This is a genomic window from Cardiobacterium sp. Marseille-Q4385, assembly GCF_916618745.1.
Classification (GTDB): domain Bacteria; phylum Pseudomonadota; class Gammaproteobacteria; order Cardiobacteriales; family Cardiobacteriaceae; genus Cardiobacterium.
This window is the reverse complement of record NZ_OU745373.1, coordinates 1130852-1155013: the sequence shown is the minus strand read 5'-3', so window position 1 is coordinate 1155013 and position 24162 is coordinate 1130852. Positions and strand designations below refer to the sequence as shown.

Below are 24162 nucleotides of genomic sequence, written 5' to 3'. Positions count from 1 at the left end.
GCTCGTGTGCTACTCGGAAAGCAGCGACAGGTCGGCGATTTTGTCGAAGCCGCGTTGCAGGGTGGTGAGCAGCGTCAGGCGGTTTTGTTGCAGTGCCGGGTCGTCGCTCATCACCATCACGTCGGTAAAGAAGGCATCCAGCGGTGCGCCGAGGGTCGCGAGTGGTTCCAGGGCGGCGCGGTAGTCGCTGGCGGCGAGGGCTTGTTCGAAGGCGGGCTGTTTGTCTTGCCACGCTTGCCACAGCGCCTGTTCGGCAGGCTCTTGCAGCAGGGCAGTTTGCACTGCGCCGTCGCGTTCGCCGTTCTTTTTCAGGATGTTGCGGATGCGTTTGGCACTCGCCAGCAGGTTTTTCACGTTGTCGCCCGCAGCGAAGGTGTCAAGCGCGCGGATGCGGCGGTCGTTATCAACGAGGTCGTCGATGTTGAGCGCCAGCACGGCCTGCACAGTTTCGCTGCGGATGCCCTGTTCGCGGTAGTAGCTGTCGAGGCGTTCGCGGATGTAGTCGCGCACGGCGGCGGTGTGTTTGTCTGCGGCGAGGGCAGTGGGGTAGGTGGCGGCGCTGGCGGCGAGAGCGCGATCCAGCGGCAGGTTCAGGTTGTTTTCGTTAATGAGGCGGATGAGGCTGATGGCCATGCGGCGCAGGGCGTAGGGGTCTTTGCTGCCGGTCGGTTTGGCGCCGATGGCGAAGCCGCCGACGAGGGTGTCGAGTTTTTCGGCGAGCGCCAGTGTCAGTCCTGTCGGGCTTTGCGGCAGTTCGCCGCCCGCGCCGCGCGGGTAGTATTGTTCGTCGATGGCGGCGGCGATGTCGGCAGGCAGGCCTTCGGCAGCGGCGTAGTAGCGCCCCATGATGCCTTGCAGTTCGGGGAATTCCATCACCATTTCGCTGAGGAGGTCGCTTTTCGAGAGGCGGGCAGCGGTCGCCGCGTGTTCGGCGTCCGCTCCGGTTACAGCGGCGAGTTCGCGCGCCAGCGTTTCGAGGCGGCGGGTTTTGTCGGCGAGTGAACCGAGTTTGTCCTGGTAGGTGACGGCTTCGAGGCGCGGCAGGTAGTCGGCCAGGCGGTGTTTGAGGTCTTGCTGCCAGAAGAATTCGGCGTCGGCGAAGCGCGGGCGGATGACTTTTTCGTTGCCTTTGCGCACGGTGGCGGGGTCTTGGCTTTCGAGGTTGGCGATGGCGATGAAGTGCGGCTGGATTTTGCCGCAGGCACCGACGACGGCGCAGGTTTTCTGGTTGTCCTGCATGGTGGTGATGAGGACTTCTTGCGGGACGGCGAGGTAGCGTTCGTCAAAGCTGCCGCTGATGGCGACCGGCCATTCGGTGAGGCTGGCGTTCTCTATCAGCAGGGCTTCGGGCAGGATGGCGCTTCCGCCGAGCGCGGCGGCTTCTTTTTCGACCTGCTCGCGGATGCGCGCCATGCGTTCAGCGTGGCTGGCGATGACGTGCGCGGCGCGCAGGTCGGCTTCGTAGCTCGCGGCGCTCTGGATGCTGACGGGTTCGGGGTGGTGGACGCGGTGGCCGAGGGTATCGCGGCCGGCACGGACGCCGAAGTAGTCAAGCGGCAGGATGCGTTCGTCAGCGAGAGCCACGAGGGTCAGCACGGGGCGGACGAAGCTTTGTTCGTTGTCGCCCCAGCGCATTCTTTTGGCGATGGGCAGGTTGTCGCAGACGTGGCGGAAGAGTTCGGGTAGCAGGGTTTCCAGCGTTTGTCCCGCCTGTTCGCCGTGGTAGGTCAGCCAGGCGCCTTTGGGGGTTTCTTCGATGCCGAGGTCGCTTGCTTCGACGCCGCAGCTTGCCGCGAAGCCGAGCGCGGCTTTTGTCCAGTTGCCGTCTTTATCTTTGGCGGCAGCCAGCGACGGGCCTTTGCGCTCGATTTTCTGGTCGGGCTGTTTTTCCGCGAGCTCGTGGATGCGCCAGGCGAGGCGGCGCGGGGTGGCGAAGGTGTCGATGTCGCCGTAGGCGAGGGCGGCGTCGCTGAGGGCTTGGGCCCACAGGTCGCGTCCGGCGGCGGCGAGGGCGGTAACGGCTTTGGTCGGCAGTTCTTCGACGCCGATTTCAATCAGCAGGGTGGTGGTCATGCGGCGGCTCCTTGGTTGCGGCAGAGTGGGAAGCCGAGGGCTTCGCGTTCTTTGTAATAGGCTTCGGCGGCGGCTTTGGATAGCGCGCGCACACGCAGGATGTAGCGCTGGCGTTCGGTGACGGAGATGGCGCGGCGCGCGTCAAGCAGGTTGAAGGTGTGCGAGGCTTTCAGCGCCTGTTCGTAGGCAGGCAGCGGCAGGCCCAGTTCGGCGAGTTTGTGTGCCATTTTTTCGGCAGCGTCGAATTGGGCGAGCAGGTCGGCCACGTCGGCGTGTTCGAAGTTGTAGGCGGATTGTTCGCGTTCGTTTTGCTGGTACACGTCGCCGTAGTGCACGATGCCTTGCGGGGTTTCGGTCCAGACGAGGTCATAGACGCTGTCCACGTCTTGCAGGTACATGGCGATGCGTTCGAGGCCGTAGGTGAGTTCGCCCATCACCGGTTTGCATTCGAGGCCGCCCGCCTGCTGGAAGTAGGTGAATTGCGAGATTTCCATGCCGTTCACCCATACTTCCCAGCCGAGGCCCCAGGCGCCGAGGGTCGGCGATTCCCAGTTGTCTTCGACGAAACGCATGTCGTGGATGGCGGGGTCGATGCCGATGGCGCGCATGGAAGCGAGGTAGAGGTCCTGGAAGCGCGGCGGCGAGGGTTTCATCACGACCTGGAACTGGTAGTAGCGTTGCAGGCGGTTGGGGTTGTCGCCGTAGCGGCCGTCGGTGGGGCGGCGCGAGGGCTGGACGTAGGCGGCATTCCACGGTTCCGGGCCGACGGCGCGCAGGAAGGTGGCGGTGTGGAAGGTGCCCGCACCGACTTCCATGTCGTAGGGTTGGAGGAGGACGCAGCCCTGCTCCGCCCAAAAGCGTTGCAGGGTGAGGATCATGTTTTGGAAGTTGAGTGCTTCGGCCATGTGTGTTTCCGGTGGTCAAAAATGAGGGGGTATTGTAATACCAATCCCGGCAATCACGCGGGGCAGGCGGCAGCGCCGCTGAGGCGCGCCGATACCGCCAAAGGATGTACCGGGACGGGGCTTGGCAGATGAGAAAATGCCGTCAAGCGGCGTAAATATTGGATTTCGTCGAGACGTTGCCTGCAACGTCTCAAAAGGACAAAAAACGCGCCGCTTTCCCGCTTGGCGGTTTTTCTCCCAAAACGCAAAAGCAGACTACGCCTGCTGGCTCGCCAAGTGTCTCCGTCACGCTCCATCTTTCAGGAAGGCCTCGTCGCTGAGGATGCGCAGCGGCGCGATGTCGCTGTCGCCGGTGATGATGCGTGTCGGGTCGCTTCTGAGGCAGCAACCGCCGTAGTGGCCGCCGACGGTGAAGGTGCATATTTGCAGGTAGTTATCGCCCACTTGCGGCAGGCACCACAGTTGCTGGTAGATGTGTTCTTGTGCGCCGAATTTGCCGGCGGTGGCGTCCAGTTCGTCGGTGCCAATCAGGGTAACGTTGTCGCCGCAGCGGCCGCCGATGGGTTTTTTCGCATAGCCTTCGCTAGCAAGCTCCGGGGTGAGGTGGTAGTCGGCATCGAGCAGGTAGCGGTGTTTGGGGAAGAGTTCCCACAATACGGGCAGGATAGCTTTGTTGCTGGGAATCGCCGTCCACAGCGGTTCGTACACCAGCACTTCCGGACGCAGCAGCACGTCGATAAGGCGCACGGTGTCGCCGGGGTAGCCGGTGCGGATGGGTGGGGCGACTTCGCGGCCATCCGCGTCTTCGCGCAGTTGTTCCAGCACGCTTTCCCACGCCCAGGTTTTCCACACGGAGAGGATTTGCTGATCGTCGTCGTCAAGCAGGCGGCCCCGGCTGTCCCAGTGCAGTCCTTCGGTGCCGTACACGGTTTTGGTGCGGATGCCTGCGCTGGCGAGCGCGCTTTGCATGAAGCGGGCGTGGTAGGTTTCTTCGCTGTCGTGGTCTTGCAGAATGTGCACCAGCGGTGCGTGGTTGCGGTGTTTCCAGCAGTCAGTGAGCGCGTTTTTCAATCCCCGGCCGGGATCTGTGCCTGTGTGCAGGCCGCCCGCCGCCACCCAGCGCGCAAGGATGGCGCCCGTTTCGGCGTGACAGGAGGCGGAATCGGCGTTGTATTCGTAGGATTTGAGGCCGCGTGCGTCAAGGCAGAAGTCCAGCCGTCCGGTGATGGTCTGGTGACGGCGGTTTTGCCACGACAGGCGCAGGCGCGGCCAGAGCAGGCGCGGGATGTTGAAGTTTTGCAGCAGGCGGTCGTCTTTGAGGACGCGGTCGGTGGCGTGCAGGTACATCAGGTGCACTTCGTTGGTGGCGCGGATGAGTTCGTGCTGGGCGCTTTCCGAGAGGGTGTAGTAGCGGTAGGGATCGCCGCTGGTCAGTTGCTGTCCGCCCATCGCGGCGACAAAGGCGCCTTCGAGCGGGTCGGCCTCATTCAGCCATGGCTGCGCGAACTGGCCGTGCTCCGGCAGGCGGGCACTGCGGATGGTGAGCAGTGCCGGCGGCGGCACGGGCTGCGCCAGGCTGTGTGCGGGATCGGCGGTCTGTATCATCCAGCCGAGGATGTCCGTGTCGGTGAAGGTGTCGTGCAGGGTGTGGCCGCCAGACGCATCCACGGTCATCATCAGCTCGCGAGTCCACTGCTGGCCGCGCGGCAAGCGGGAATGGATGACGTTCTGCTCGGCGATGCGGATGCGGTCGGACAATACCTCGGTGATGATGGCGACATGGCCGGTGCGCTCGAATTCGCCGCCTTCGTCCCAAATCAGCAGCGCCCCCGGCTCAGGCCGCTTGCGGCTGCCGTTGGCATAGGCTTGTAGCGGCAGCAGGGCATCGTTGACCACCTGGCGCAGGAAACGCAGCGAGAAGATTTCGTAAGCCATGCCGACATCGGTGAAGACCAGGCCGTGATTGAGGTAAAGGTAACGGCGGGCGAACTCGACGCACTGCCATTTGTAGCCCATGTATTCGTCGCCAAGGTAACTGCGGTAGGCGGCATCATCGGGAAACTCGCGCTCGTCGGCGCTGTCATAGTCGGAAGAATAGATGGCGATGCCGCCCGGCGCGTAACCAAGCAGGCTGCCGAAGGGGTCGTTGGTGTGGATGTTGGCGGATTTTTCAGGGCTGGTTTCGGACATGGGAATGGGCTGTTGTCATAGGAGGGGCGCGATTGTACGCCTCTGCACAAAGGGTGGCGCAGGAGCGGAGAACACCGTACGCGGCAGCACTATACTGGCCGCCACTCTTCCATCACGACAAGGAGCCAACATGAACAGATACCGCCACACCCTGCCTGCCCTGCTGATGTTCGTCGGAATGACTGCTCACGCCAATCAGGATTGCTATGAGATGGATATGGTCTTGAAGGCGCAATTACAGGCGCTTGAAGAGGTAAGAGCCCCTAATTCTGATGACAATGAATACAAGAAAAATCTTAGGCTGAATACCGAGATAAAAAATTTCCTTAAAGCCAATGCAAATAATGATACTTGGGAGTGCGCCTTTCCGTTGGCTAGCCGTAAATTGAATATCTTTACCTCTGAGGATAAGAAATTCCGCGCTTATGCTTGGGATGATCAACAGGGTGGCACAATGCGTTATTTTTGGGGTTTATGGCAATATCGCGATGATGCAGGAAAGACCCATATTATGGATGCCCATCCCGAAGCCGAAGAACCGGAGCGCTGGGGCAACAGTGGTTTTGTTAAAGCACTTTATACCGCCCGCCTGGGTGAAAAAGGAACGGCTTATTGGCTGATAGAAGTACATCCAGCATCCAGCAAAATCACCATCTCTACCGCTATATGGCTTCATATTGTCAATAACAAGCTTGAATATGCTTATTTAATTGATTTTGATGGCAGATATGGGCATGAATTCAGGCTTGATTATGATTATTTCAGTATTGTGGAAAATCCTGTTTTTTATTCTAAGGTTCCTGATTTTTCTTATAACGACAATCGTAAGGAAATGCGGGTTCCCATAGTTGACTATAACGATTCAAAATATTCTGATGGAAGAATGACGGATAAAGAAGAAATCTGGCGCTTCAATGGCCAATACTTCGTGCCAAATGAATAAATGTTTTGCCCACCGTTTAATCATTCCCGCGTGAAAGATCTTTGCAGAGAAGGGAAACGCCACCGGACAGCGGAATAAAAAACAGGCATACATACGAAAAAACCCCGCTGTGCGGGGTTTTCTTCATTCTTGTTCCTGATGCTGTGGCCAGCGGGTGGTGATGAGGTAGTAGGGCAGGGCGATCAAGAGGCCGGTGGCGAGGCCGGCGGCGTGCACCCAGTCCGCCATGCCGCCGATGAGATGGATGAACCCCGCCAGCATGAAGACGACGCTGGCATAGAACAACCCTGGTTTGACGACGGCACGGTAGGCGGCAATCTGGTAGCCGCGCAGCCAGACGTAGCCGATGAGTGCGAAGCAGACGCCGGAGAGGCCGCCGAAGTAGCTGCCGTAGAAGTAGCCGCCGGTGGTGTTGCCGATGACGGCGGCAAGGAGGAAGAGCAGGATGAGGCGCAGCGGGCCTTCGCGCGTTTCGATCAGGCCGCCGAGGGTCAGCCACCACAGGGCGTTGAACAGGAAGTGGGTGACGAGTGAATCGAAGGATTTGAAATGCAGAAAGGCGGGGGTGATGGTGCGCCACCATTGTCCGGCGGCGATGTCGTGCGCCGACCAGCGCAACCAGTTGGTCAGGTTGTTGGTGCCGACCCAGGTGGAGAGGGTCACGACGAGACTCAGGATGAGTACCGTCCATGTGACCCAGCCGGCCTGCATCAGCACTGGGGAATGTTCTTCGGGGTAGTGGCGTCTGTACACGTATATCGTCCTTACAGTTGCATAGTTAGCGCTATTTATTAGGGATTTTTCGCTATCGTAGCAGATTCATTACTAAAGCGACACAGAGACCGTATCAAAAAAGCGACAACCATGCGGTTTTGTTGTACGTTTGCCATTTTCCACCGGCACGGGGCGGTATTACCCACCCCAAACCGCTTTACCCCAGCCTGCGGATACCGACAGCATCGCGGATTTCGTCCAGGAACGGACGCGCGTGTTTGCGGGCTTTCGCCGCGCCGGCCTGCAAGATGTCTTCGATGCGTGCCGGATTCGCGGTGAGTTCGCGGAAGCGTTCGCGCGGCTCGCTGAGTTCGGCGTTGATGCGCTCAAACAAGGCCTGTTTCGCTTCGCCCCAGCCGATACCGGCGGCGTAGCGTGCGCGCATTTCTGCCTGTTCGGCTTCACCGGCAAAAGCGCGGTAGATTTCAAAGATGGTGGATTCGTCGGGGTTTTTCGGCTCGCCCGGCTCCTGCGAGTTGGTGACGATTTTCATGATTTGCTTGCGCAGTGCCTTTTCTTCTTCAAAAAGGGCGATGGTGTTGCCGTAGCTTTTGCTCATCTTGCGTCCGTCGAGACCGGTGAGGAGGGCAACGTCTTCGTCCACCACCGCTTCCGGCAGGACAAACAGCTCGCGGTAGCGGTGGTTGAAGCGCCCGGCGATGTCGCGCGCCATTTCGACGTGCTGAATCTGGTCGCGCCCGACCGGGATATGGGTGGCGTTGAACATCAGGATATCGGCGGCCATCAGCACCGGATAGGAAAACAGCCCCATGGAGACGCCGTGGTCAGGGTCGTTGTTGCCCTCGGCGACGTTGGCGTCCACCGCCGCTTTGTAGGCATGGGCGCGGTTCATCAGACCCTTGGCGCAGACGCAGTTGAAGATCCAGGTGAGTTCGGGGATTTCCGGGATGTCAGACTGGCGGTAGAAGGTGATACGTTCCGGATCAAGACCGCAGGCGAGCCAGGTAGCAGCGACGGCGAGGGTGGAACGGTGGATTTGCTCCGGGTCGTGGCATTTGATGATGCCGTGGTAATCGGCGAGGAAGAGGAAGGATTCTTCGCCGCTTGCCTGACTTGCAGCGATGGCGGGACGGACGGCGCCGACGTAGTTGCCGAGATGCGGGATGCCGGTGGTGGTGATGCCGGTGAGAACGCGGGTGTGGCTCATGCGAGATTCCTTAAATGATCTGAAAAACGGGGCGGGATTATATCGCCGGACGGCAAAATAACGCCGCCTTTATCGCCATTTGGCACGTTTTTCGCTATGATTTTCACGATAAACAAATGTTCATTTTTAGGAACCGCCATGTGGAAAAAATTGAAAAAATGGTTTCGCCGCGCGCCGCAGCCGGTGGTTGCACAAGTGCCGGTGGCGGGTCTGGCCTACTACCGCGCCGAAGATCTGGCGACGCTGATGCACCGGGGCGATCTGCTCGATTTGCGCCACGAACCGGATAACGAACACGATGATCACGCCATCATGATCTTCTGGCACAACAACAAAATCGGCTACGTTCCCGGCGAATACGCGCGCGAACTGAACAACCTGCTCGGCGACTGCGACCGCCTCTGCGGCAAAATCGTCACTATCGATCCGGAAAGCGAAGAGCGCCGCTGGGTCAAATTCAACATCTACCCGCAACGCAAGCGGCGCTGGCGCTGATGCAGCAGCTTTTCCCCGCCCGTATCGCCGCCGACCGCGTTGCCTGGCTTGAACTCTTGCAACGCGAAGGCATCCGGGGCGAGACCAATCTTGATGCCGTGTACGGCATATACAGCGACGACGGCACCTTGATTGCCACCGGTGCCCGCTATCGCAACATCCTGAAATGTATCGCTATTGATCGCGCGCACCAGGGCGGCAGCCTCTTCAACGAACTGATGAGCGGCCTGATACGCGACGTTTTCGCGTGTGGGCACCGCGCCTGCTACGTCTATACCAAAGCCGATGCCCGTGATGCCTTCCGTCATCTCGGCTTCTGCGACATCGCCCATGTGGACGACACCCTCTACTTCCTCGAAAACGCCGTGCGCGGCCTGCCGCATTACCTGCAAGCGCTGCGCGGGCAGTACGTGGCGGGCAGCCGCATCGCCGCCATCGTCATGAACGCCAACCCCTTCACCAACGGTCACCGCTACCTCGTGGAAAAGGCGGCACGGGAAAACGACGTGGTACACCTTTTCGTGTTGAGTGAAGACCTGTCGCAATTTCCCGGCGCGGTACGCCTCGCACTGGTCAAGGCGGGTACGGCGGATCTTGCTAACGTCCACGTCCACCCGACCGGCGACTACATCATCTCGGCGGCGACCTTTCCCGCCTACTTCCTGCGCGAAGACGCGAACATCACCGAAATTCAGGCGAGGCTGGATGCCCGCATCTTCAAAGAGCACATCGCCCCCGCGCTTGGCATCACGAAACGCTACGTCGGCAGCGAGCCGCTCAGTCCCGCGACCGCTATCTATAACGCCGCGCTGCAACGCGAATTTGCCGGGCAGCCGGCGCTCGTTATCATCGAACGGCAGCAGGCAGACGGCGACGTCATCAGCGCCTCACGTGTGCGCCGCCTGCTGGCAGCGGGCGACATGGAGGCTATCCGCCCGCTGGTACCGCCGACCACCTTTCGCTATCTGACAAGCGGCGAGCTGCCGTAACGTTTGTAATAAAAAAACCGCCCTGGGCGGTTTTTTTATGACGGGCAACCGCCAAGCGGCATACTTACGGCTCTGATCAGCGCAGCCAATACCCCAGCACCCCGGAAGACACCACCCCCACCAGTACCGTTGGCAGCATGGCAAAGCGGCTGGCGGCGAGTGCGGTCAAGAGAATGGCGATGACCTCCTGCGGTTTGTCGGAGACGAAATACGGCGCAATCACCGCAATCAGCACACAGCCCGGCGCCGCTTCCATCACCGCCGTCGCCCGCTTGCTCAACGTGCGCTTGCGCAGGGCGAAAAAGCCGATGAGACGGGTGGAATACGTCGCCGTCAGCATGGCGAGAAAGAGCAGGAAAGAATCGAGCGCAATCATGCCGCCTCCGCTTCCGCGCCCATCAGCCAGGCAGTGGCGAGGCCTGCTACTGCGCCCGCCGGCACATACCACGCGCCGCCGAATACGCGATACACCACGGCGGCGACAATCAGGCTCACCAACCACGGCAGGGCAGGCCTGACCCCGCGCCACATGCCGCGAATCAGCACCAGAAATACTGCCGGAAAGGCCATGCCGAAGCCCCAGGCGGCGACATCACCCAGTTTCGGCCCCAGTGCCGCACCGCAGGCGGCAAACGAAATCCAGGTCGTGTAGAGGATGAAGCACACCCCGGCGTAATAAGGCAGGTTGAACGCTGCCGATAGCCCCAGCGCCCGTCGCTTCCGCGCCTCCGCCATGCCCATCGCCCAGCTTTCGTCGCACATGAAAAAGAGTGCCGGCAGGATTTTTTTCATCGGCAGATGGCGCAGATAGGGTGCCAGCGCCGCCCCCATCAGGATGTGGCGGGAATTGATCATCAGCGTCATCCCGGCAATCAGGGCGATCGGCAGCGGATGTACCCAAGCGTTGACGGCGGCGAACTCTGAACCGCCGGCGAAATTCATGCCGGTCATCAAGAGCATTTCCAGCCAGCTCATGCCCTTCTGCCCGCCCTGCATGCCGAGAATCAGGGCAAACGGCAGGAGGCCGATGAGCAGCGGCCCGCTTTCGCGGATGCCACGGACAAATTCCGAGCGAGTCGTAGGGGATAAAGCGTGCAAAGCGGCCTCCGGATAGCAGAAAAGCCGCGTATTGTATGGTTCAGTGGAGAATATGGGCAAACGCGTTCAGCAGCATCTGCACGGAAATACAGATGAGCACCATCCCCATCAGCCGCTCCATCGCTTTCAGACCGCGATTGCCGAAGACACGGTACAAAAACGGTGAAGAAAGCAGAATCAGCGCCGATGCCGCCCAGGCGAGCAGTAGCGCCGGCAGGGTGTGACGCCACAAATCCCCCTGACCCGCGCGCAGCATCAGGGTGGCGAGCAGCGATGGCCCGGCGAGAAGGGGTACAGCCAGCGGCACAATCAGCGGTTCACCGTCCATGTCGTTATCGCCCATGACCGAGCTGCCGCGCAGCGGGAAAATCATGCGGATGGCGATAATCATCAGCACCAGCCCGCCGGCAATCGCCACCGCTTCGCGGGACACACCGATGGCGCGTAGCATCGACGGGCCCGCGAGGAGAAAAATCAGCATCACCGCGAGCGCGATCAAGAGTTCGCGCAGGATGATACGCCGCCGCCGTTCTTCCTTGACCGGGGAGAGGACAACGAGGAACACCGGCACGTTTCCGAGCGGGTCCATGATGAGAAACAGGGTAATCGCCGTGGCAAAGATGGTTTCCATAATGACCTCAAAAAGGGAGAAAGGGGCGGCATCTTAGCGGGCAAGATGACGACAATCCACAGGTGGACAAAATTGTGGATAACTCTGTGTACAACCTGCGGATAACGGCGAAAAAGCCAATGCTGACCATGACTTGCAGCCGCCGCTGTCGTGGTGGATAGAAAATAAAAACATCATTAAAAACATATAGCTGCGCTAACCTGTCTGTTCTGTAAACGTTTTTTCCGGTTGCAAAAATGCCATCCCGCATCAGCGCTGGCATTGTGCATAACTTGTGTACAAAACCGCAGCACGCGTGCAGGAAAAGCGGCCACAAAAAATCTTGGAGTAACCACAAATAACCACAAAAGAACACGCCGCTCTATTGGAAGAAAAATCATGAATAACAGAATGTTAGTGGAATAGTTCAACCAGTTTTCAAAAAACATCGACCAAAACAGCTACAAAATTATGTGCACAATCATGTAGTTGCCACAGAAATCCACAAAATATCTTACTCTTTCCCCATCTTGCTGCTACATTAGCCCCAGCGTTGTCACGCACGGCGCGGCAGCGTTTTCCTGACTCTCACAATAGAAGGCAACATTATGAAATCTTTACGCAAAATGACCACGCTGGCGGCGGCAACCCTCCTCGCCTGTGCTTCCAGCTCTGCCTGGGCGGACGGTATCGGTGCGTCCCTGCTCACCCAGCAGCACCCGTTTTATATCGAGCTTGCCGATGCGATGAAGGCGGAAGCCAAGGCGCAGAACGTGCCGCTGGAAGTCGCCATCGCCAACCAGGATCTCAGCAAGCAGCTCGCCGATATTGAAGATATGATCGTCAAGGGCGTGGACGTGCTGGTCGTCTCGCCGGTGGACAGCAAGGGTGTACTGCCCGCCATTCAGAAGGCGCAGAAGGCAGGCATCAAGGTCATCACCGTTGACGTGCCCGCCGAAGGGGTAGAAGTGCTTTCCTACGTCGGCACCGACAACTACAAGGGCGGCGAGAAAGCGGGCGAATTGATGGCGCAGGTGCTGAACAACAAGGGCGAAGTCGCCATCATCAATTATCCGACAGTGCAATCGGTGGTCTCGCGTATTGACGGCTTCAAAAAAGCGCTGGAAGGCCATCCTGAGGTGAAAATTGTCGCCGAACAGACCGGCATCACCCGCGCTGAAGCGCTGGCTGCCGCGCAGAACATGTTGCAGGCGAACCCTGATATTGACGGCATCTTCGGCTTTGGTGACGACGCCGCGCTGGCTGCTGCGGTTGCGGTGAAATCCGCCGGATTACAGGACAAAGTCAAAGTCATCGGTTTTGACGGCATGCAAGAAGCGCGTGATGCGGTTGATAACGACCCGGTCATGGTCGGCGTTATCCGCCAATATCCCGACCAGATGGGCAAGAAAGCGGTAGAAACGGCTGTCGCCGTCATGAAGGGCGAAACCGTTCCGGCGCAGCAGCCGATCGAACCGGGTGTGTACACCGGCAAAGCGCAGTAATGCCATGACAGCGGCAGCGCCGGCCCTTTTGACCCTGAGCGACATCAGCAAAAGCTTCACCGGCGTTGCCGCGCTCAGGGGCATCAACCTCACCATCCACGCCGGGCAGGTGCACACCCTGCTCGGCGAAAATGGTGCGGGCAAATCCACCCTCATCAAAATCTTAGCCGGTGTGCATCAGGCCGACAGCGGCACGATGCTGCTGGACGGCACGCCATACCGCCCCGCCAACCCACGGCAAGCGGCAGCGCGCGGTATCGCCGTGGTCTTTCAGGAACTCAGCCTGTGCAACAACCTGACCGTGGCGGAAAACATCCTCGCCACCCGCGAACCGGCGCGTTACGGCATCATCAACCGCAAAGCGCTGTACCGCCGCGCCCGTGAACTGGTGCAAGACCTCAACCTGCCGATAGACGTGGAAGCGCGCGTTGCCGATCTCTCCATCGCGCAGCGGCAGCTGGTGGAAATCGCCAAAGGTCTCAGTCACGACGCCCGCGTCATCATCCTCGACGAACCGACCTCCTCACTTTCCGATGCCGAAGCGGAAATCCTCTTCGCCATCATCGCCCGCCTCAAAGCGGCGGGAAAAGCCGTTATCTACATCTCACACCGCATGGAAGAAATCATGCGCCTCTCCGACGCCATCACCGTGATGCGCGACGGCGAATACATCGCCACCCTGCCGCGCGAAAAAACCACGGTGGACGAACTCATCCGCCTCATGGTCGGACGGCGGATGGAACAAATGTACCCGCCGCGTCTGCCGCAGACACCTGCCACAGACGGCGTCCCGCCCGCGCTGGAAGTGCAGCATTTCAGCCATGCCCACGCCTTCCGCGACATCAACTTCGCTGTGCATCCCGGCGAAATCCTCGGCTTCTTCGGGCTCGTCGGCGCAGGCCGTTCCGAAGTGATGAACGCCATCTTCGGCATGCTGCCCGCGAGCGGCACCATCCGCCTCGATGACGAAACCGTGCAGATCAAAAATCCGGTAGAAGCCATCCACTACGGCATCGGCTTCGTTACCGAAAACCGCAAAGAACAGGGGCTTGTCCTCAGCCACCCCGTCCGCAGCAACATCAGCATGGCGGCGCTGAAACGCTTTGCCGCCCGCCTCGGCTTCTTGCGCTTTGCCGCCGAAAAACAGGCGGCACAAGGCGAAGTTGCCCGGCTTGCCATCCGTACCGCTTCGCTCGAAGCGGCAGCGGCAACCCTTTCCGGCGGCAACCAGCAAAAAATCGTCCTCGCCAAATGGCTCGGCACCTACCCGCACGTCCTCATCCTCGACGAACCGACGCGCGGTGTGGACGTTGGCGCGAAATACGAAATCTACCGCATCATCCGCCAGCTCGCCGCCGAAGGCACCGCCATCCTTCTCATCTCCTCCGAACTGCCCGAACTCACCGGCCTTGCCGACCGCATCATCGTCATGCACGAAGGCACACAAAGCGCCACCCTCGCCCAGGCCGACTTCAACCCGCAAACCATCATGGCCGCCGCCACAGGACAACTCCATGTCAGCCCCAGCCCTTAACCCCACCCTGCACCGCCTGATGCGCCAATATGGCGGCATCATCATCGCACTCATCGTCCTCTGCACCGTCTTCGCCCTCAGCAACAGCCGCTTCCTGACGCTGGCGAACTTCATGAACATCTTCCAGCAAGTCGCCGTCGTCGCCATCGCTGCCTTCGGCATGACCTGGGTCATCCTCCTCGGCGAAATCGACCTTTCCGTCGGTTCCATCATCGCCGTCGCCGGCATGGTCGGCGCCCAAGCCCTTGCCCTCGGCACCGGCTTCCCGCTCGCCCTGCTCCTCACCATCGCCGCCGGTGCCCTGCTTGGCGCCATAAACGGCATTCTCACTGCCCGCCTTCTCCTGCCCTCCTTCATCGTGACAGTAGCCACCATGAGCATCTATCGCGGCCTCGTCAGCCTGCCCACCGGCGGTGCCCCGGCGATGATCAGCGACAGCAACTGGCAGGCCATCGGTGCCAGCAGCTTCCTCGGCCTGCCGCTCATCATCTGGATACTGCTCATCCTCTTTCTCGCCAACCACATCGCCCTCTCCATGACCGTCTTCGGGCGGCAGACCTACCTCACTGGCGGCAACTGCGAAGCCGCGCTCTACTCCGGCATCCGCGTCAACCGCATCAAAATCATCATCTTCACCCTATCCGGCATCATGTCCGCTATCGCCGGCATCCTCCTCTCCTCGCGCCTCTACTCCGCGCAGACCAACGCTGGCCTCAGCTACGAACTTGATGCTATCGCCGCTGCCGTTCTCGGTGGCACCAGCCTCTCCGGCGGCGTCGGCACCATGCCCGGCACCCTCATCGGCGCGCTCATCATCGGCGTCCTCAACAACGGCATGAACATGCTCTCCGTGCCCTACTTCTACCAGCTCATCGTCAAAGGCGCGGTCATCCTCGTCGCCGTCTGGCTGGACGTGCGCGCCAAACAACGCAAGGACTAACCCATGACCACAAAAATCCTCACCATCGGCGAAATCCTCGTCGAAATCGTCGCGACAACCAAAGGCGACGGTTTCCTCGAAGCCCAGCCGCTCACCGGCCCCTACCCCTCCGGTGCGCCTGCCATCTTCATCGACCAGGTCGGCAAACTTGGCGCCGCCTGCGCCATCATCTCGCGCGTCGGCGACGACGATTTCGGCACCCTCAACCTGCGCCGCCTCGTCGCCGACGGCGTTGATACCAACGGCATCGCCATCGCGCCCGGCGAGAGCACCGGCAGCGCCTTCGTCCGCTACCGCGAAGACGGCAGCCGCCGCTTCGTCTTCAACATCGCGCACAGTGCCTGTGGCCGCCTCGAAAAAAACCAGGCCGCCGCCGACCTCATCAACGGATGCAGCCACCTGCACCTCATGGGCAGCGCCCTGGCCGCCCCCGGCATGCGCGATCTCGCCCTCGACGCCCTGCACACCATCAAAGCGCGCGGCGGCAGCATATCGTTTGATCCCAACCTGCGCCGCGAACTGCTCGACGCCCCCGGCCTGCATGACGCCCTGCAACAAACCCTGGTGCACACCGACATCTTCCTGCCCTCCGGCGACGAGCTCTACCTTTTCACCCGCGCACAAAACGAAGAAGAAGCGATAGCCGAACTGTTGGCGCGCGGCATCGCGGAAATCATCCTCAAACGCGGTGCGGCGGGCGCGAGCCATTACAGCCAGGCAGGGCGCGTGGACATCGCCGCACATAACGTGACAGAGACCGACCCGACTGGTGCCGGCGACAGCTTCGGCGGTGCCTACATCGCGCTCCGCAAAAACGGCGCAGACATCACCACCGCCCTGCGCTACGCCAACGCCGCCGGCGCCCGCGCCGTGACCCGCGTCGGCCCGATGGAAGGCACCTCAACCAAAGCCGAACTGGATGCCCTGCTGGCGGAAGGGAAACGCTAACGGCAAGAAGCATGGCTCTGCCTGATGTGTGTCGATGACGACGGCGTTAGGGCATAAAAAAATCCCCGCCTGAGCGGGGATTTTTGCACATGCTGCCTCAGGGTTTGAGGGCGGCGCTGGCGATGCGGTTGAAGTCGTCCATCGGGCAGTAGCCGTTGGTGTCGGTCGGGCAGTCGGCCAGTTTCAGGGTGACGCGTTGTGGCGGATTTTTTTCGTCCAGTACGCTGTCATCGCGCAGTTGTTGCGTGCTTTGGTAGAGGTACTCGATCTTCATCAGCGCCTTACCGTCTTTATCACGCCACTGTTCAAACAGCACTTTGCCGCTGATCGGCGTTTTTTCGTACTGATCGGGCAGTTGATAGGGCGCGGTGTTGAGCAGTGCCAGCAGCGAGGCGACGTTGGAGTCGTGGCCAACCAGCAGCACGGTGCGCGCTTTTTGCGCGTCCTTGATGAGCGGGTGGTCGTAGCCGTGGTCGGCAAAGCTGTTCTGGATGAAGGCAAGCAGCGGTGAAGCGGCTTCTTTGGCAATCACCGGCGAGGTGAAAAGGACATCGGTGTAGATGTTTTTGAGATCCACGATGGCCTGCCATTCTTCGGCGGTCTTGATTTTGCCCCAGGCGACGTCCGCTTCCGGGTAGCCTTCGTAGTATTGCAGGATGAAGCTGTCAGCGGCACCGGTACCGTTACGCAGCGGACCTTTGGTGCCGGGTTCTTTGTCTTGCGCGAAGCTCAGGCTGTTTTTGATTTTGTCGAGGTCGCACTGTTTTTCTTTTTCGCAGGTGGCGGAATGGTCGTAATCCAGCACGTTTTCGAGGATTTGGTAGTTTTTCGCAAGGCGTTGGTTGATCTCTGCGAAACCGCCTGCACCGAGCATCTCGTCGATGGATTTTTCAGCCTTGGCAGTGAAAGCGTCGTCAACGGGGCTGCGCACGATGGGGTTGAAGGTGTTGTCCATTTTGCCCACTTCTTCAAGGTTGTGGACGGGCAGGTCGCAGCCGGGGAAGGCGCCCTTGACGAAGCTCTTGCCGGTGTCGATGGTGCGCGGCAGGCTGTTGGCGTAGATAAGCAGGTCGTTTTTGGTCGGGCAGCTGTCTTTGCTGGTCAGGCCGGTGTTGTCGAGCCAGGTACGGACGTAGTGGGCGATGCGGGTTTCGAGTTCGCCGCCGCGCGTGGTGAGGTGGCCACCTTCAGCTTTCCAGGTCGGCCAGGTGTGCGGGGTGGCGTCTGCCAGCGCGCTGCCGTAGCCGATGAGCGGGGCGCGGATGCCGTGACGGCTGAGGATGACGGCTTTTTCGAGTTTGTAGCCGTCTGGCACAGCCGTGGTATCCGCCTGGGCGTTCGTGGCGATGGTCGCGGCAGCGAGGGCAGTGATGAGAAGGGGCTTTTGCATGGTGAGCTCCGGTTTTTGGGATTGGCAACGATAAAGGGCGGTAAGGGATGTGGGGTCATCCTTTACCGCCCTTTGGTTTTATACCAGTCCCGGAAAAGAGTCTGCGTGTGTTAGCGCGCTTTTGACACTTTCTGTCTGCGGCGCGCCGCCTTATCAGCTTAATTCCTGGGATGGGTATTGGTTGGTGGTGTTTGGTTTTTACATGGTGGCCGTCGGCAGTCCGCTGGCGAGTGATTTGCCGAGTCCCGCTTCGATGATTTCGCGGATACGTGGTGCTTCTTTGCCTCTGAGCTGAACGCCGACACCGGGCATCCGGCGTGAGGCTTTCTTCGGCGGGTTGAGCCAGACGATGCGGCCGGAAGCGGCGAATTTGCCGAGATCGTCCGGCAGTTTGAGGAAGACGAAGACTTCCTGCTCGAGGCTGTAGATTTCTTCGGTGGGAACGAAAATACCGCAGCCGTCCACATAGGGCATGTAGTACTGGTAGAGGTCTTTGAGGTCGTCAATGTTGATTTTGATGACGCCCTGTTTGAGTTTGGATTGGCCTTGGGCGGCCGGAGCGGGTTCACTCATAGTGTGTTATTCCTTTTGTCGTAGGTTTCCAGCAGTAGGGCTTTGATGTTCAGGGTTTGCCCGATTTGTTGCCGGTCCGGACGGCGCAGTTCGCTGAGGCATGCGTTGAGGGTGTGCAGGCGGTTCAGGTCGAGTCCTTGCAGGGCTGCGTCGTGTTCGCGCAGGCGATTGTGCCAAGTTTGCCCATGGGTGTCCAGTTGGCGGTAGGCGATGAGGGCGTGCAGCTGGTTTTGCAGGTAGTCGTTGCTCTGGTTGTCTTTCAGACGGTCAAGACGGTGCAGGTAGGCGGTCGCCGTCTGCGGGTTGGCAAGGTAAGCGATGAGTTCGCCGATGTCGGCCATGGGGTCGGGCGCGTCGGGGTGGGCGGCAGCGCGGTGCGGGTTGTCGTGATGCAGGTTGAGGGCGGCGTCGGCTTGCTCAGGGGTGAAGTGATGAGCGGTAATCAGCCAGTCGCGTGCCTGTTGGTGGCTGGGTTTGGGCAGGGTGACGATGTGGCTGCGGCTGAGGATGGTCGCTTTCACGGCGCGGCGGTTGGTGGCGCTGAGGATGAAGCGGCTGTGCGTCGGCGGTTCTTCCAGGGTTTTGAGCAGGGCGTTCAGCGCGTAAGGGTTGTAGTTGTCAATGGCGCCAAGGTAGATGAGGCGCTGGCGACCGATGGCGGGGGTGGTTTGTACGGTGTCGCCGATGGTGCGGATGTCTTCAATTTTGCAAGGCTCGTAGTAGCTCGCCGTGTCAGGATGGGTGCCTTGCGCGAGCAGGTGACAACTTTTGCAGTGGCCACAGGGGCGGGCGGCAGGATCAAGGCAGAGGGCGCGCCGGATGATGGCGTCTGCCATGTCGTCAGCGTTACCGCGCTGCGGGTCAAGCAGGAGCAGGGTGGAGGGCAGGTTGTCGGCCAGGCGGTCCAGGCCGCGATAGTGCAGGTCAGTCCAAGGCAGGGGCATGTGTTGATTGGTTTTTGAGTTGAGTGTTCGTTGAGGAGTCGTCCTGCGGACGAATGCCTCTATCCCATCCCTTCCCCACGGGGAGGGGTTTATTGCGCTATGCGCGGTTATCTCGCTTGATGCCTTCCGCTTCAGAGGAGCAGGGCTTCAAGATGCGGGCTGATACGGGCGAAGACGGTATCCGGATCGCCTTCGGCGTCTATCCAGCGGGCGTGTGGCGCGGTGGCGCGGGCGCGGTAACCGGCGGCGACGCGGGCATGAAAATCGCTATTTTCGTTTTCGAAGCGGTCGGCGCTTTGCCCGCGTCCACTCAGGCGGTCACGCGCGGTGGCACTACTGCTGCCAAGGATGAGGCTGAGATCGGGGACGCGGTCGGTGCCGCTTGCCTGTTCGAGGGCAGCGATGGTAGCGGCGGGGATACCGCGTCCGTAGTGCTGGTAGGCATAGGTGGCGTCGCGGTAGCGGTCGCTGATGTACCACGCGCCACGCGCGAGGCAGGGCAGGATCGTTTGTTCGAGATGGGCACGGCGAGCGGCGAGGATGAGCAGCAGTTCGCTGATGGGGTCGGCGTGGGTGGCGGGGTCAAGCAGGATGGCGCGCAGTTGTTCGCCGAAGGGGGTACCGCCCGGCTCGCGGCCAAAGCAGGCTTCGATGTGGTTGGCGCTGCACCACGCACGGATGTGGGCGAGTTGGGTGGTTTTGCCGACGCCTTCGCTGCCATCCAGCGTGATGAAACGGCCGTTCATGGTTTGTTTTGTTGTTTTTTCAGGTAGTCAGCGACGGCTTGTTGGTGTTCTTCGTAGGTGGCGCTGAAAGTGTGGCCGCCTGTGCCGTCGGCGACGAAGTAAAGGCTGTCGCCGTCTGCCGGATGCAGTGCCGCTTCGATGCTGGCTTTGCCGGGCAGGGCGATGGGGGTCGGCGGCAGACCTTTGTTGATGTAGGTGTTGTAGGGGGTGTCGGTTTGCAGGTGTTTGCGGGTGAGGTCGCCGTGGTAGTCTGCCGCGCCGTAGATAACGGTCGGGTCGGTTTGCAGCAGCATGTTTTTTTGCAGGCGGCGGGTGAAGACACCTGATATTTGCGGACGTTCGGCAGCGACGCCGGTTTCTTTTTCGATGATGGAAGCAAGGATAAGCGCTTCGTAGGGGGTCGCAAGCGGCAGGCCCTCGGCGCGGCTTGCCCAGGCTTTTTCGAGGGTACGCTGCATTTCGTCGTACATGCGCTTCAGCATGTCAAGGTCTGTCGTACCCCGGTTGAATTGGTAGGTCTCAGGCAGGAACCATCCTTCGGGGTTGCCTTGCAGGCCAAGCAGGGTGGCAATTTCCGCATCGGTCTTGTTGTTCAGGGTGTGTTCGAGGCCGGCGGTCTGTCTGAGGGTTTCGCGCAGGTCTTTGAAGGTTTTGCCTTCGATGACGGTAACGCTATACACGACGACTTTGCCGTTGGTAATGTCGTTGATAAGCGACGGCAGGGTAGCGTTCTCGTCAATGCGGTAGTCGCCCGCTTTGATATTGGCAGCTTGCGGGTTGAGGCGGGCGTAGAGCGGCAACACCCAGTCGCTGCCACTGATGACGCCCCGGCGAATGAGTTCGCGATTGAGTGTAGCCAGGGTGTCGCCGCGCTTGACGGTGATGATGCCGTCTCCCTCGGCAACGAGCGGGGCATTCAGGGTTTTTTGGTATTGCAGGTAGAAGATACCCACCCCCCAGCCGGCAAGCAGGATGAGGGTGAGGAAGAGGTTGAGCAGCAGGCGTTTCATGCCGCATACCGCCGGAAGAGAATGCTGGCGTTGGTGCCGCCGAAGCCGAAGGAATTGGACAAGGCAATGTCAATGAGCATCGGGCGGGCTTGGTGCGGGACGTAATCCAGATCGCAGCCTTCGCCGGGATTGTCGAGGTTGATGGTCGGCGGAGCGGTTTGGTCGCGCAGGGCGAGCAGGGTGAAGATGGCTTCGAGACCGCCTGCGGCACCGAGGGTGTGACCGGTCATGGATTTGGTACTGCTCACCGCCAGTTTGTAGGCGTGGTCGCCAAAAGCTTTTTTAATCGCGCGGGTCTCGGCAATATCGCCGGCCGGAGTTGAGGTGCCGTGGGCGTTGATGTAGTGCACGTCTTCGGGAGTGATGCCCGCATCTGCCAGCGCCAGGGTCATGCAGCGTGCGGCACCTGAGCCGTCTTCCAATGGGGCGGTCATGTGGTGGGCGTCCGAGCTCATACCCATGCCGATGATTTCGCCGTAGATAGTGGCACCGCGTGCAAGAGCATGCGGTAGGGATTCGAGGATGATGACGCCAGCACCGTCGCCGAGAACGAAGCCGTCACGGTCTTTGTCCCACGGGCGTGAGGCCTGTTCGGGAGCGTCGTTGCGGGTCGAGAGGGCTTTGGCGGCGGCAAAGCCGGCAATGCCCATGTCGTTACCGGCACTTTCTGCGCCACCGGCGATGATGACATCGGCATCACCCATCTGGATCATGCGGTAAGCTTGGGCGATGGAATGGGTGGCACTGGCGCAGGCGGTAACGGTGGCGAGGGTCGCGCCGGTGATGCCGTAGTGGATAGAGATGTTGCCCGCAATCATGTTGATGATGTTGCGCGGGACGTAGAAGGGCGAGACGCGTCGTGCGCCGCGTTCCAAAAATTCGCGATAGCCTTCCAGGGTGCCGGGCAGGCCGCCGATGCCGGAGCCGATGATGATACCGGTGCGCTCGCGCAGGGTGGGATTGTTACTGAAATCGAGGCCGCTGTCTGTGATGGCATCTACCGCTGCGGCATAGCCGTAGTGGATGAAGCTGTCCATTTTGCGGGCTTCTTTGGCGTCCAGGTAGCGGGCGAGGTCAAATCCCTGCACGGAACCGCGAAAACGCACGGGCAATGCCGACGGGTCATAATCGGTGATAGGGGTGATGCCGCTTTTGCCTGCGAGGATGTTGTCCCATGCGCTGGCGATGCTGCTGCCGACGGGGCTAACGATGCCCATGCCGGTCACGACGACACGAGGTATGGCTCTGTGGGTAGTTTGTTGCGTCATGTGTTTCTGCCGTTAAGGGATATAAAAAAAGCCACAGCAGTGGGTACTACCGTGGCTTGCCTTTCGACCCGCTTAGCTGTTGGCTTTGACGTAGTCGATGGCGGTTTGCACGGTGGTGATTTTTTCGGCGTCTTCGTCAGGGATTTCGCAGTCGAATTCTTTTTCCAGCGACATGACGAGCTCTACGAGGTCAAGGGAATCGGCGCCAAGATCATCGATGAAGGCTGCTTCAGGTTTGACCTGCGCTTCATCAACGCTCAGTTGTTCTGCGATCACTTTGATGACGCGTTCTTCGATTGAATTACTCATGGTGTGTGTTTTCCTAGGTTGTGATTGAGGGGGGCATTGTAAAAGGTTTAGGGGGTGTTTGCCACAGAGCGGCTTTACACCATATACATACCGCCGTTGACGTTGATGGTCTCGCCGGTAATGTAATCAGCCTGGGCAAGGAAGAGGACGGCTTCGGCGATGTCTTCGACCCGGCCAAGTTTGGCCAGCGGGATTTGCGCGGCAAGCTGGGCTTTTTGTTCTTCCGGCAATTTATCGGTCATGTCGGTCTGGATAAAACCCGGAGCGACGCAGTTGACGGTAATGCCGCGTGAGCCGACTTCGCGAGCCAGGGATTTGGAAAAACCGATAAGTCCCGCTTTGGTAGCGGCGTAATTGGTTTGGCCGGCGTTGCCCATGATGCCGACCACAGACGTGATATTGATAATGCGGCCACAGCGGGCTTTCATCATGTCACGCAGGACAGCTTTACTGAGGCGGTACACGCTGCTCAGGTTGGTATCGATGACCTTGTCCCATTCTTCGGGCTTCATCCGCATCAGCAGGTTGTCATGAGTGATACCGGCATTGTTGACAAGGATAGCGACGGGAGAAAATTCTGCGGCAATATCTTTGATGAGGGCTTCAATGGCATCGTTGTCATTGACCAGCAGTTTTTTACCGCTGCCCTGATAGCCTTTTTCAGCGATGTAGTGGCTGATGGCTTCTGCACCGCTATCGCTGGTGGCCGTACCAATGACGGTAGCACCCGCTTGGGCAAGCGCATCTAAAATGGCGCGACCAATGCCGCGACTGGCACCGGTGATAAGGGCAACTTGATTATGCAGGTTCATGCTGTCTCCAGGGCTTGTCGTACGGCGTCGACGCTGTCAGGGTGATCAAAGGCGATAGTGCGTAGATTCTTATTAATACGCTTGTTCAGACCGGTCAGAACTTTGCCGGGGCCGGCCTCAATGAAGAGATCAGCACCATGTGCAGCGAGTGCCTCAATGCAGTCTACCCAGCGCACTGGCTGGTAGAGCTGGGCGCCGAGCGCTATTTCGATACCGGTTGCGGTATCGCGGGGCTTGGCATCCACGTTGTGAATGATGGTGGCGTTTGCCGGTTGCCAGTTAATTTTATTGAGGTGCAGGCTGAGTTGCGCAGCAGCAGCGCGCATCAGTTCACAGTGTGAAGGAACGCTGACAGCAAGCGGGACGGCACGTTTGGCCCCCGCCAATTTGGCATTCTCTATTGCGGTAGCAACGGCTTTAGCTTCGCCGGCAATCACAACTTGTCCGGGGGAATTGAAGTTGGCCGCACTTACTTTACCAGGGGTGCGGTTGCAAACGCTGATAACGTCTTCATCGTCCAGCCCCAGGATAGCTGCCATGGCGCCTTCGCCCGTGGCAACAGCCTCCTGCATGATTTTGCCGCGCATGTGCACGAGTTGTATTGCTTCCGCAAAGGTCATAGCGCCAGCTGCACACAGCGCGGTGTATTCACCGAGGGAATGCCCGGCCATGTAAGACGCAGTGAAGCCACAGGTTTCATGCAGGATATCAGCACAGGCAATGCCGGCGGCAAGCAGGGCTGGTTGGGTAATGGCAGTTTGATCCAGTTCGCCGCTTGGGTTTTCTTGGGAGATGTGCCACAAATCAAGTCCGAGGATATCGGATGCTTCGACAAAGCGGCGTTGTACGGCAGGATAGACGGTGGCCAACTCTTTGAGCATACCGGTGCTTTGTGAACCTTGCCCAGGGAAGATGAGTGCGATGGTGGTCATATACGC

The 24162-nt window shown here is 59.9% G+C and carries 24 protein-coding genes; 7 read left to right on the top strand and 17 right to left on the bottom strand.

The features are described 5' to 3' along the window. Positions 1 to 9: 9 nt before the first annotated feature. The 3 genes from glyS to gss all read right to left on the bottom strand — a co-directional run bounded on the left by glyS (position 10) and on the right by gss (position 5168). Positions 10 to 2073: a glycine--tRNA ligase subunit beta gene (glyS, locus tag LG374_RS05640; protein WP_225756772.1), complete on the bottom strand. Its 2064-nt coding sequence runs from the start codon at positions 2071 to 2073 to the stop codon at positions 10 to 12. Further along, positions 2070 to 2978 (bottom strand): glycine--tRNA ligase subunit alpha, encoded by a 909-nt coding sequence (glyQ, locus tag LG374_RS05635; RefSeq protein ID WP_225756771.1) that lies wholly within the window; start codon positions 2976 to 2978, stop codon positions 2070 to 2072. The genes glyS and glyQ overlap by 4 nt, the downstream gene beginning before the upstream one ends. Positions 2979 to 3263: 285 nt before the next feature. Continuing rightward, positions 3264 to 5168 carry a bifunctional glutathionylspermidine amidase/synthase gene (gss, locus tag LG374_RS05630; RefSeq protein ID WP_225756770.1) on the bottom strand — a complete coding sequence of 635 codons (1905 nt, stop codon included), beginning with the start codon at positions 5166 to 5168 and terminating at the stop codon, positions 3264 to 3266. 130 nt (positions 5169 to 5298) lie between these two features. Between gss and LG374_RS05625 the strand changes: the two genes are divergently transcribed. After that, entirely contained in the window at positions 5299 to 6111 is an 813-nt protein-coding gene (locus tag LG374_RS05625; protein ID WP_225756769.1) for a hypothetical protein, read from the top strand. Positions 6112 to 6234: 123 nt separating this feature from the next. Here the strand turns inward: LG374_RS05625 and LG374_RS05620 are convergent, their stop codons facing one another. Both LG374_RS05620 and trpS read right to left on the bottom strand, forming a co-directional pair. Next, the gene (locus tag LG374_RS05620) at positions 6235 to 6864 is read right to left on the bottom strand and encodes a rhomboid family intramembrane serine protease (protein WP_225756768.1); all 630 of its coding nucleotides are present in this window, start codon (positions 6862 to 6864) and stop codon (positions 6235 to 6237) included. A 178-nt stretch (positions 6865 to 7042) separates the two neighbouring features. Then, positions 7043 to 8053 carry a tryptophan--tRNA ligase gene (gene trpS / locus LG374_RS05615; RefSeq protein WP_225756767.1) on the bottom strand — a complete coding sequence of 337 codons (1011 nt, stop codon included), beginning with the start codon at positions 8051 to 8053 and terminating at the stop codon, positions 7043 to 7045. 138 nt (positions 8054 to 8191) lie between these two features. On the opposite strand from trpS, the gene LG374_RS05610 reads away from it, so the two are divergent. Then, on the top strand, positions 8192 to 8548 hold the full coding sequence (locus LG374_RS05610; RefSeq protein WP_225756766.1) for an HIRAN domain-containing protein: 357 nt from the start codon (positions 8192 to 8194) through the stop codon (positions 8546 to 8548). Next, positions 8548 to 9537, top strand: a complete 990-nt coding sequence (gene citC, locus LG374_RS05605; RefSeq protein WP_225756765.1) for a [citrate (pro-3S)-lyase] ligase — start codon at positions 8548 to 8550, stop codon at positions 9535 to 9537. The genes LG374_RS05610 and citC overlap by 1 nt, the downstream gene beginning before the upstream one ends. A 76-nt stretch (positions 9538 to 9613) precedes the next feature. Here the strand turns inward: citC and LG374_RS05600 are convergent, their stop codons facing one another. From LG374_RS05600 to LG374_RS05590, 3 genes are read right to left on the bottom strand one after another with little or no spacing between them, the layout of a single operon-like run. After that, positions 9614 to 9913, bottom strand: coding sequence for an AzlD family protein (locus LG374_RS05600; RefSeq protein ID WP_225756764.1), 300 nt, complete (start codon positions 9911 to 9913; stop codon positions 9614 to 9616). Continuing rightward, positions 9910 to 10635 carry an AzlC family ABC transporter permease gene (locus LG374_RS05595; RefSeq protein ID WP_225756763.1) on the bottom strand — a complete coding sequence of 242 codons (726 nt, stop codon included), beginning with the start codon at positions 10633 to 10635 and terminating at the stop codon, positions 9910 to 9912. The genes LG374_RS05600 and LG374_RS05595 overlap by 4 nt, the downstream gene beginning before the upstream one ends. A gap of 40 nt (positions 10636 to 10675) precedes the next feature. Beyond that, positions 10676 to 11266 (bottom strand): MarC family protein, encoded by a 591-nt coding sequence (locus tag LG374_RS05590; protein WP_225756762.1) that lies wholly within the window; start codon positions 11264 to 11266, stop codon positions 10676 to 10678. A 587-nt stretch (positions 11267 to 11853) separates the two neighbouring features. On the opposite strand from LG374_RS05590, the gene LG374_RS05585 reads away from it, so the two are divergent. From LG374_RS05585 to LG374_RS05570, 4 genes are read left to right on the top strand one after another with little or no spacing between them, the layout of a single operon-like run. After that, positions 11854 to 12750, top strand: a complete 897-nt coding sequence (locus LG374_RS05585; RefSeq protein WP_225756761.1) for a substrate-binding domain-containing protein — start codon at positions 11854 to 11856, stop codon at positions 12748 to 12750. Between the two features lie 4 nt (positions 12751 to 12754). Beyond that, positions 12755 to 14284, top strand: coding sequence for a sugar ABC transporter ATP-binding protein (locus tag LG374_RS05580; protein WP_225756760.1), 1530 nt, complete (start codon positions 12755 to 12757; stop codon positions 14282 to 14284). Beyond that, a complete protein-coding gene (locus tag LG374_RS05575; protein WP_225756759.1) occupies positions 14265 to 15224 on the top strand; it encodes an ABC transporter permease in 960 nt (319 codons plus the stop codon). The genes LG374_RS05580 and LG374_RS05575 overlap by 20 nt, the downstream gene beginning before the upstream one ends. 3 nt (positions 15225 to 15227) lie before the next feature. Further along, entirely contained in the window at positions 15228 to 16172 is a 945-nt protein-coding gene (locus LG374_RS05570; protein WP_225756758.1) for a sugar kinase, read from the top strand. Between the two features lie 97 nt (positions 16173 to 16269). Here LG374_RS05570 and agp read toward each other — a convergent pair whose 3' ends face one another. From agp to fabD, 9 genes are all read right to left on the bottom strand, one after another. Then, positions 16270 to 17562, bottom strand: a complete 1293-nt coding sequence (gene agp, locus LG374_RS05565) for a bifunctional glucose-1-phosphatase/inositol phosphatase (protein ID WP_225756757.1) — start codon at positions 17560 to 17562, stop codon at positions 16270 to 16272. 198 nt (positions 17563 to 17760) lie between these two features. Next, complete coding sequence (locus LG374_RS05560; RefSeq protein ID WP_225756756.1) at positions 17761 to 18135, bottom strand: PilZ domain-containing protein; 375 nt, start codon at positions 18133 to 18135, stop codon at positions 17761 to 17763. Next, positions 18132 to 19079 (bottom strand): DNA polymerase III subunit delta', encoded by a 948-nt coding sequence (locus LG374_RS05555; RefSeq protein WP_225756755.1) that lies wholly within the window; start codon positions 19077 to 19079, stop codon positions 18132 to 18134. The genes LG374_RS05560 and LG374_RS05555 overlap by 4 nt, the downstream gene beginning before the upstream one ends. Before the next feature lie 131 nt (positions 19080 to 19210). Further along, positions 19211 to 19825, bottom strand: a complete 615-nt coding sequence (gene tmk, locus LG374_RS05550) for a dTMP kinase (RefSeq protein WP_225756754.1) — start codon at positions 19823 to 19825, stop codon at positions 19211 to 19213. Beyond that, positions 19822 to 20835, bottom strand: coding sequence for an endolytic transglycosylase MltG (gene mltG / locus LG374_RS05545; RefSeq protein ID WP_225756753.1), 1014 nt, complete (start codon positions 20833 to 20835; stop codon positions 19822 to 19824). The genes tmk and mltG overlap by 4 nt, the downstream gene beginning before the upstream one ends. Next, entirely contained in the window at positions 20832 to 22103 is a 1272-nt protein-coding gene (gene fabF, locus LG374_RS05540; RefSeq protein ID WP_225756752.1) for a beta-ketoacyl-ACP synthase II, read from the bottom strand. The genes mltG and fabF overlap by 4 nt, the downstream gene beginning before the upstream one ends. Before the next feature lie 72 nt (positions 22104 to 22175). Beyond that, complete coding sequence (gene acpP, locus LG374_RS05535; RefSeq protein ID WP_225756751.1) at positions 22176 to 22412, bottom strand: acyl carrier protein; 237 nt, start codon at positions 22410 to 22412, stop codon at positions 22176 to 22178. A gap of 74 nt (positions 22413 to 22486) precedes the next feature. Next, positions 22487 to 23224, bottom strand: a complete 738-nt coding sequence (gene fabG / locus LG374_RS05530; RefSeq protein WP_225756750.1) for a 3-oxoacyl-ACP reductase FabG — start codon at positions 23222 to 23224, stop codon at positions 22487 to 22489. Then, complete coding sequence (gene fabD, locus LG374_RS05525; protein WP_225756749.1) at positions 23221 to 24156, bottom strand: ACP S-malonyltransferase; 936 nt, start codon at positions 24154 to 24156, stop codon at positions 23221 to 23223. Before fabD ends, fabG begins: the two co-directional genes overlap by 4 nt. Positions 24157 to 24162 lie beyond the last annotated feature (6 nt).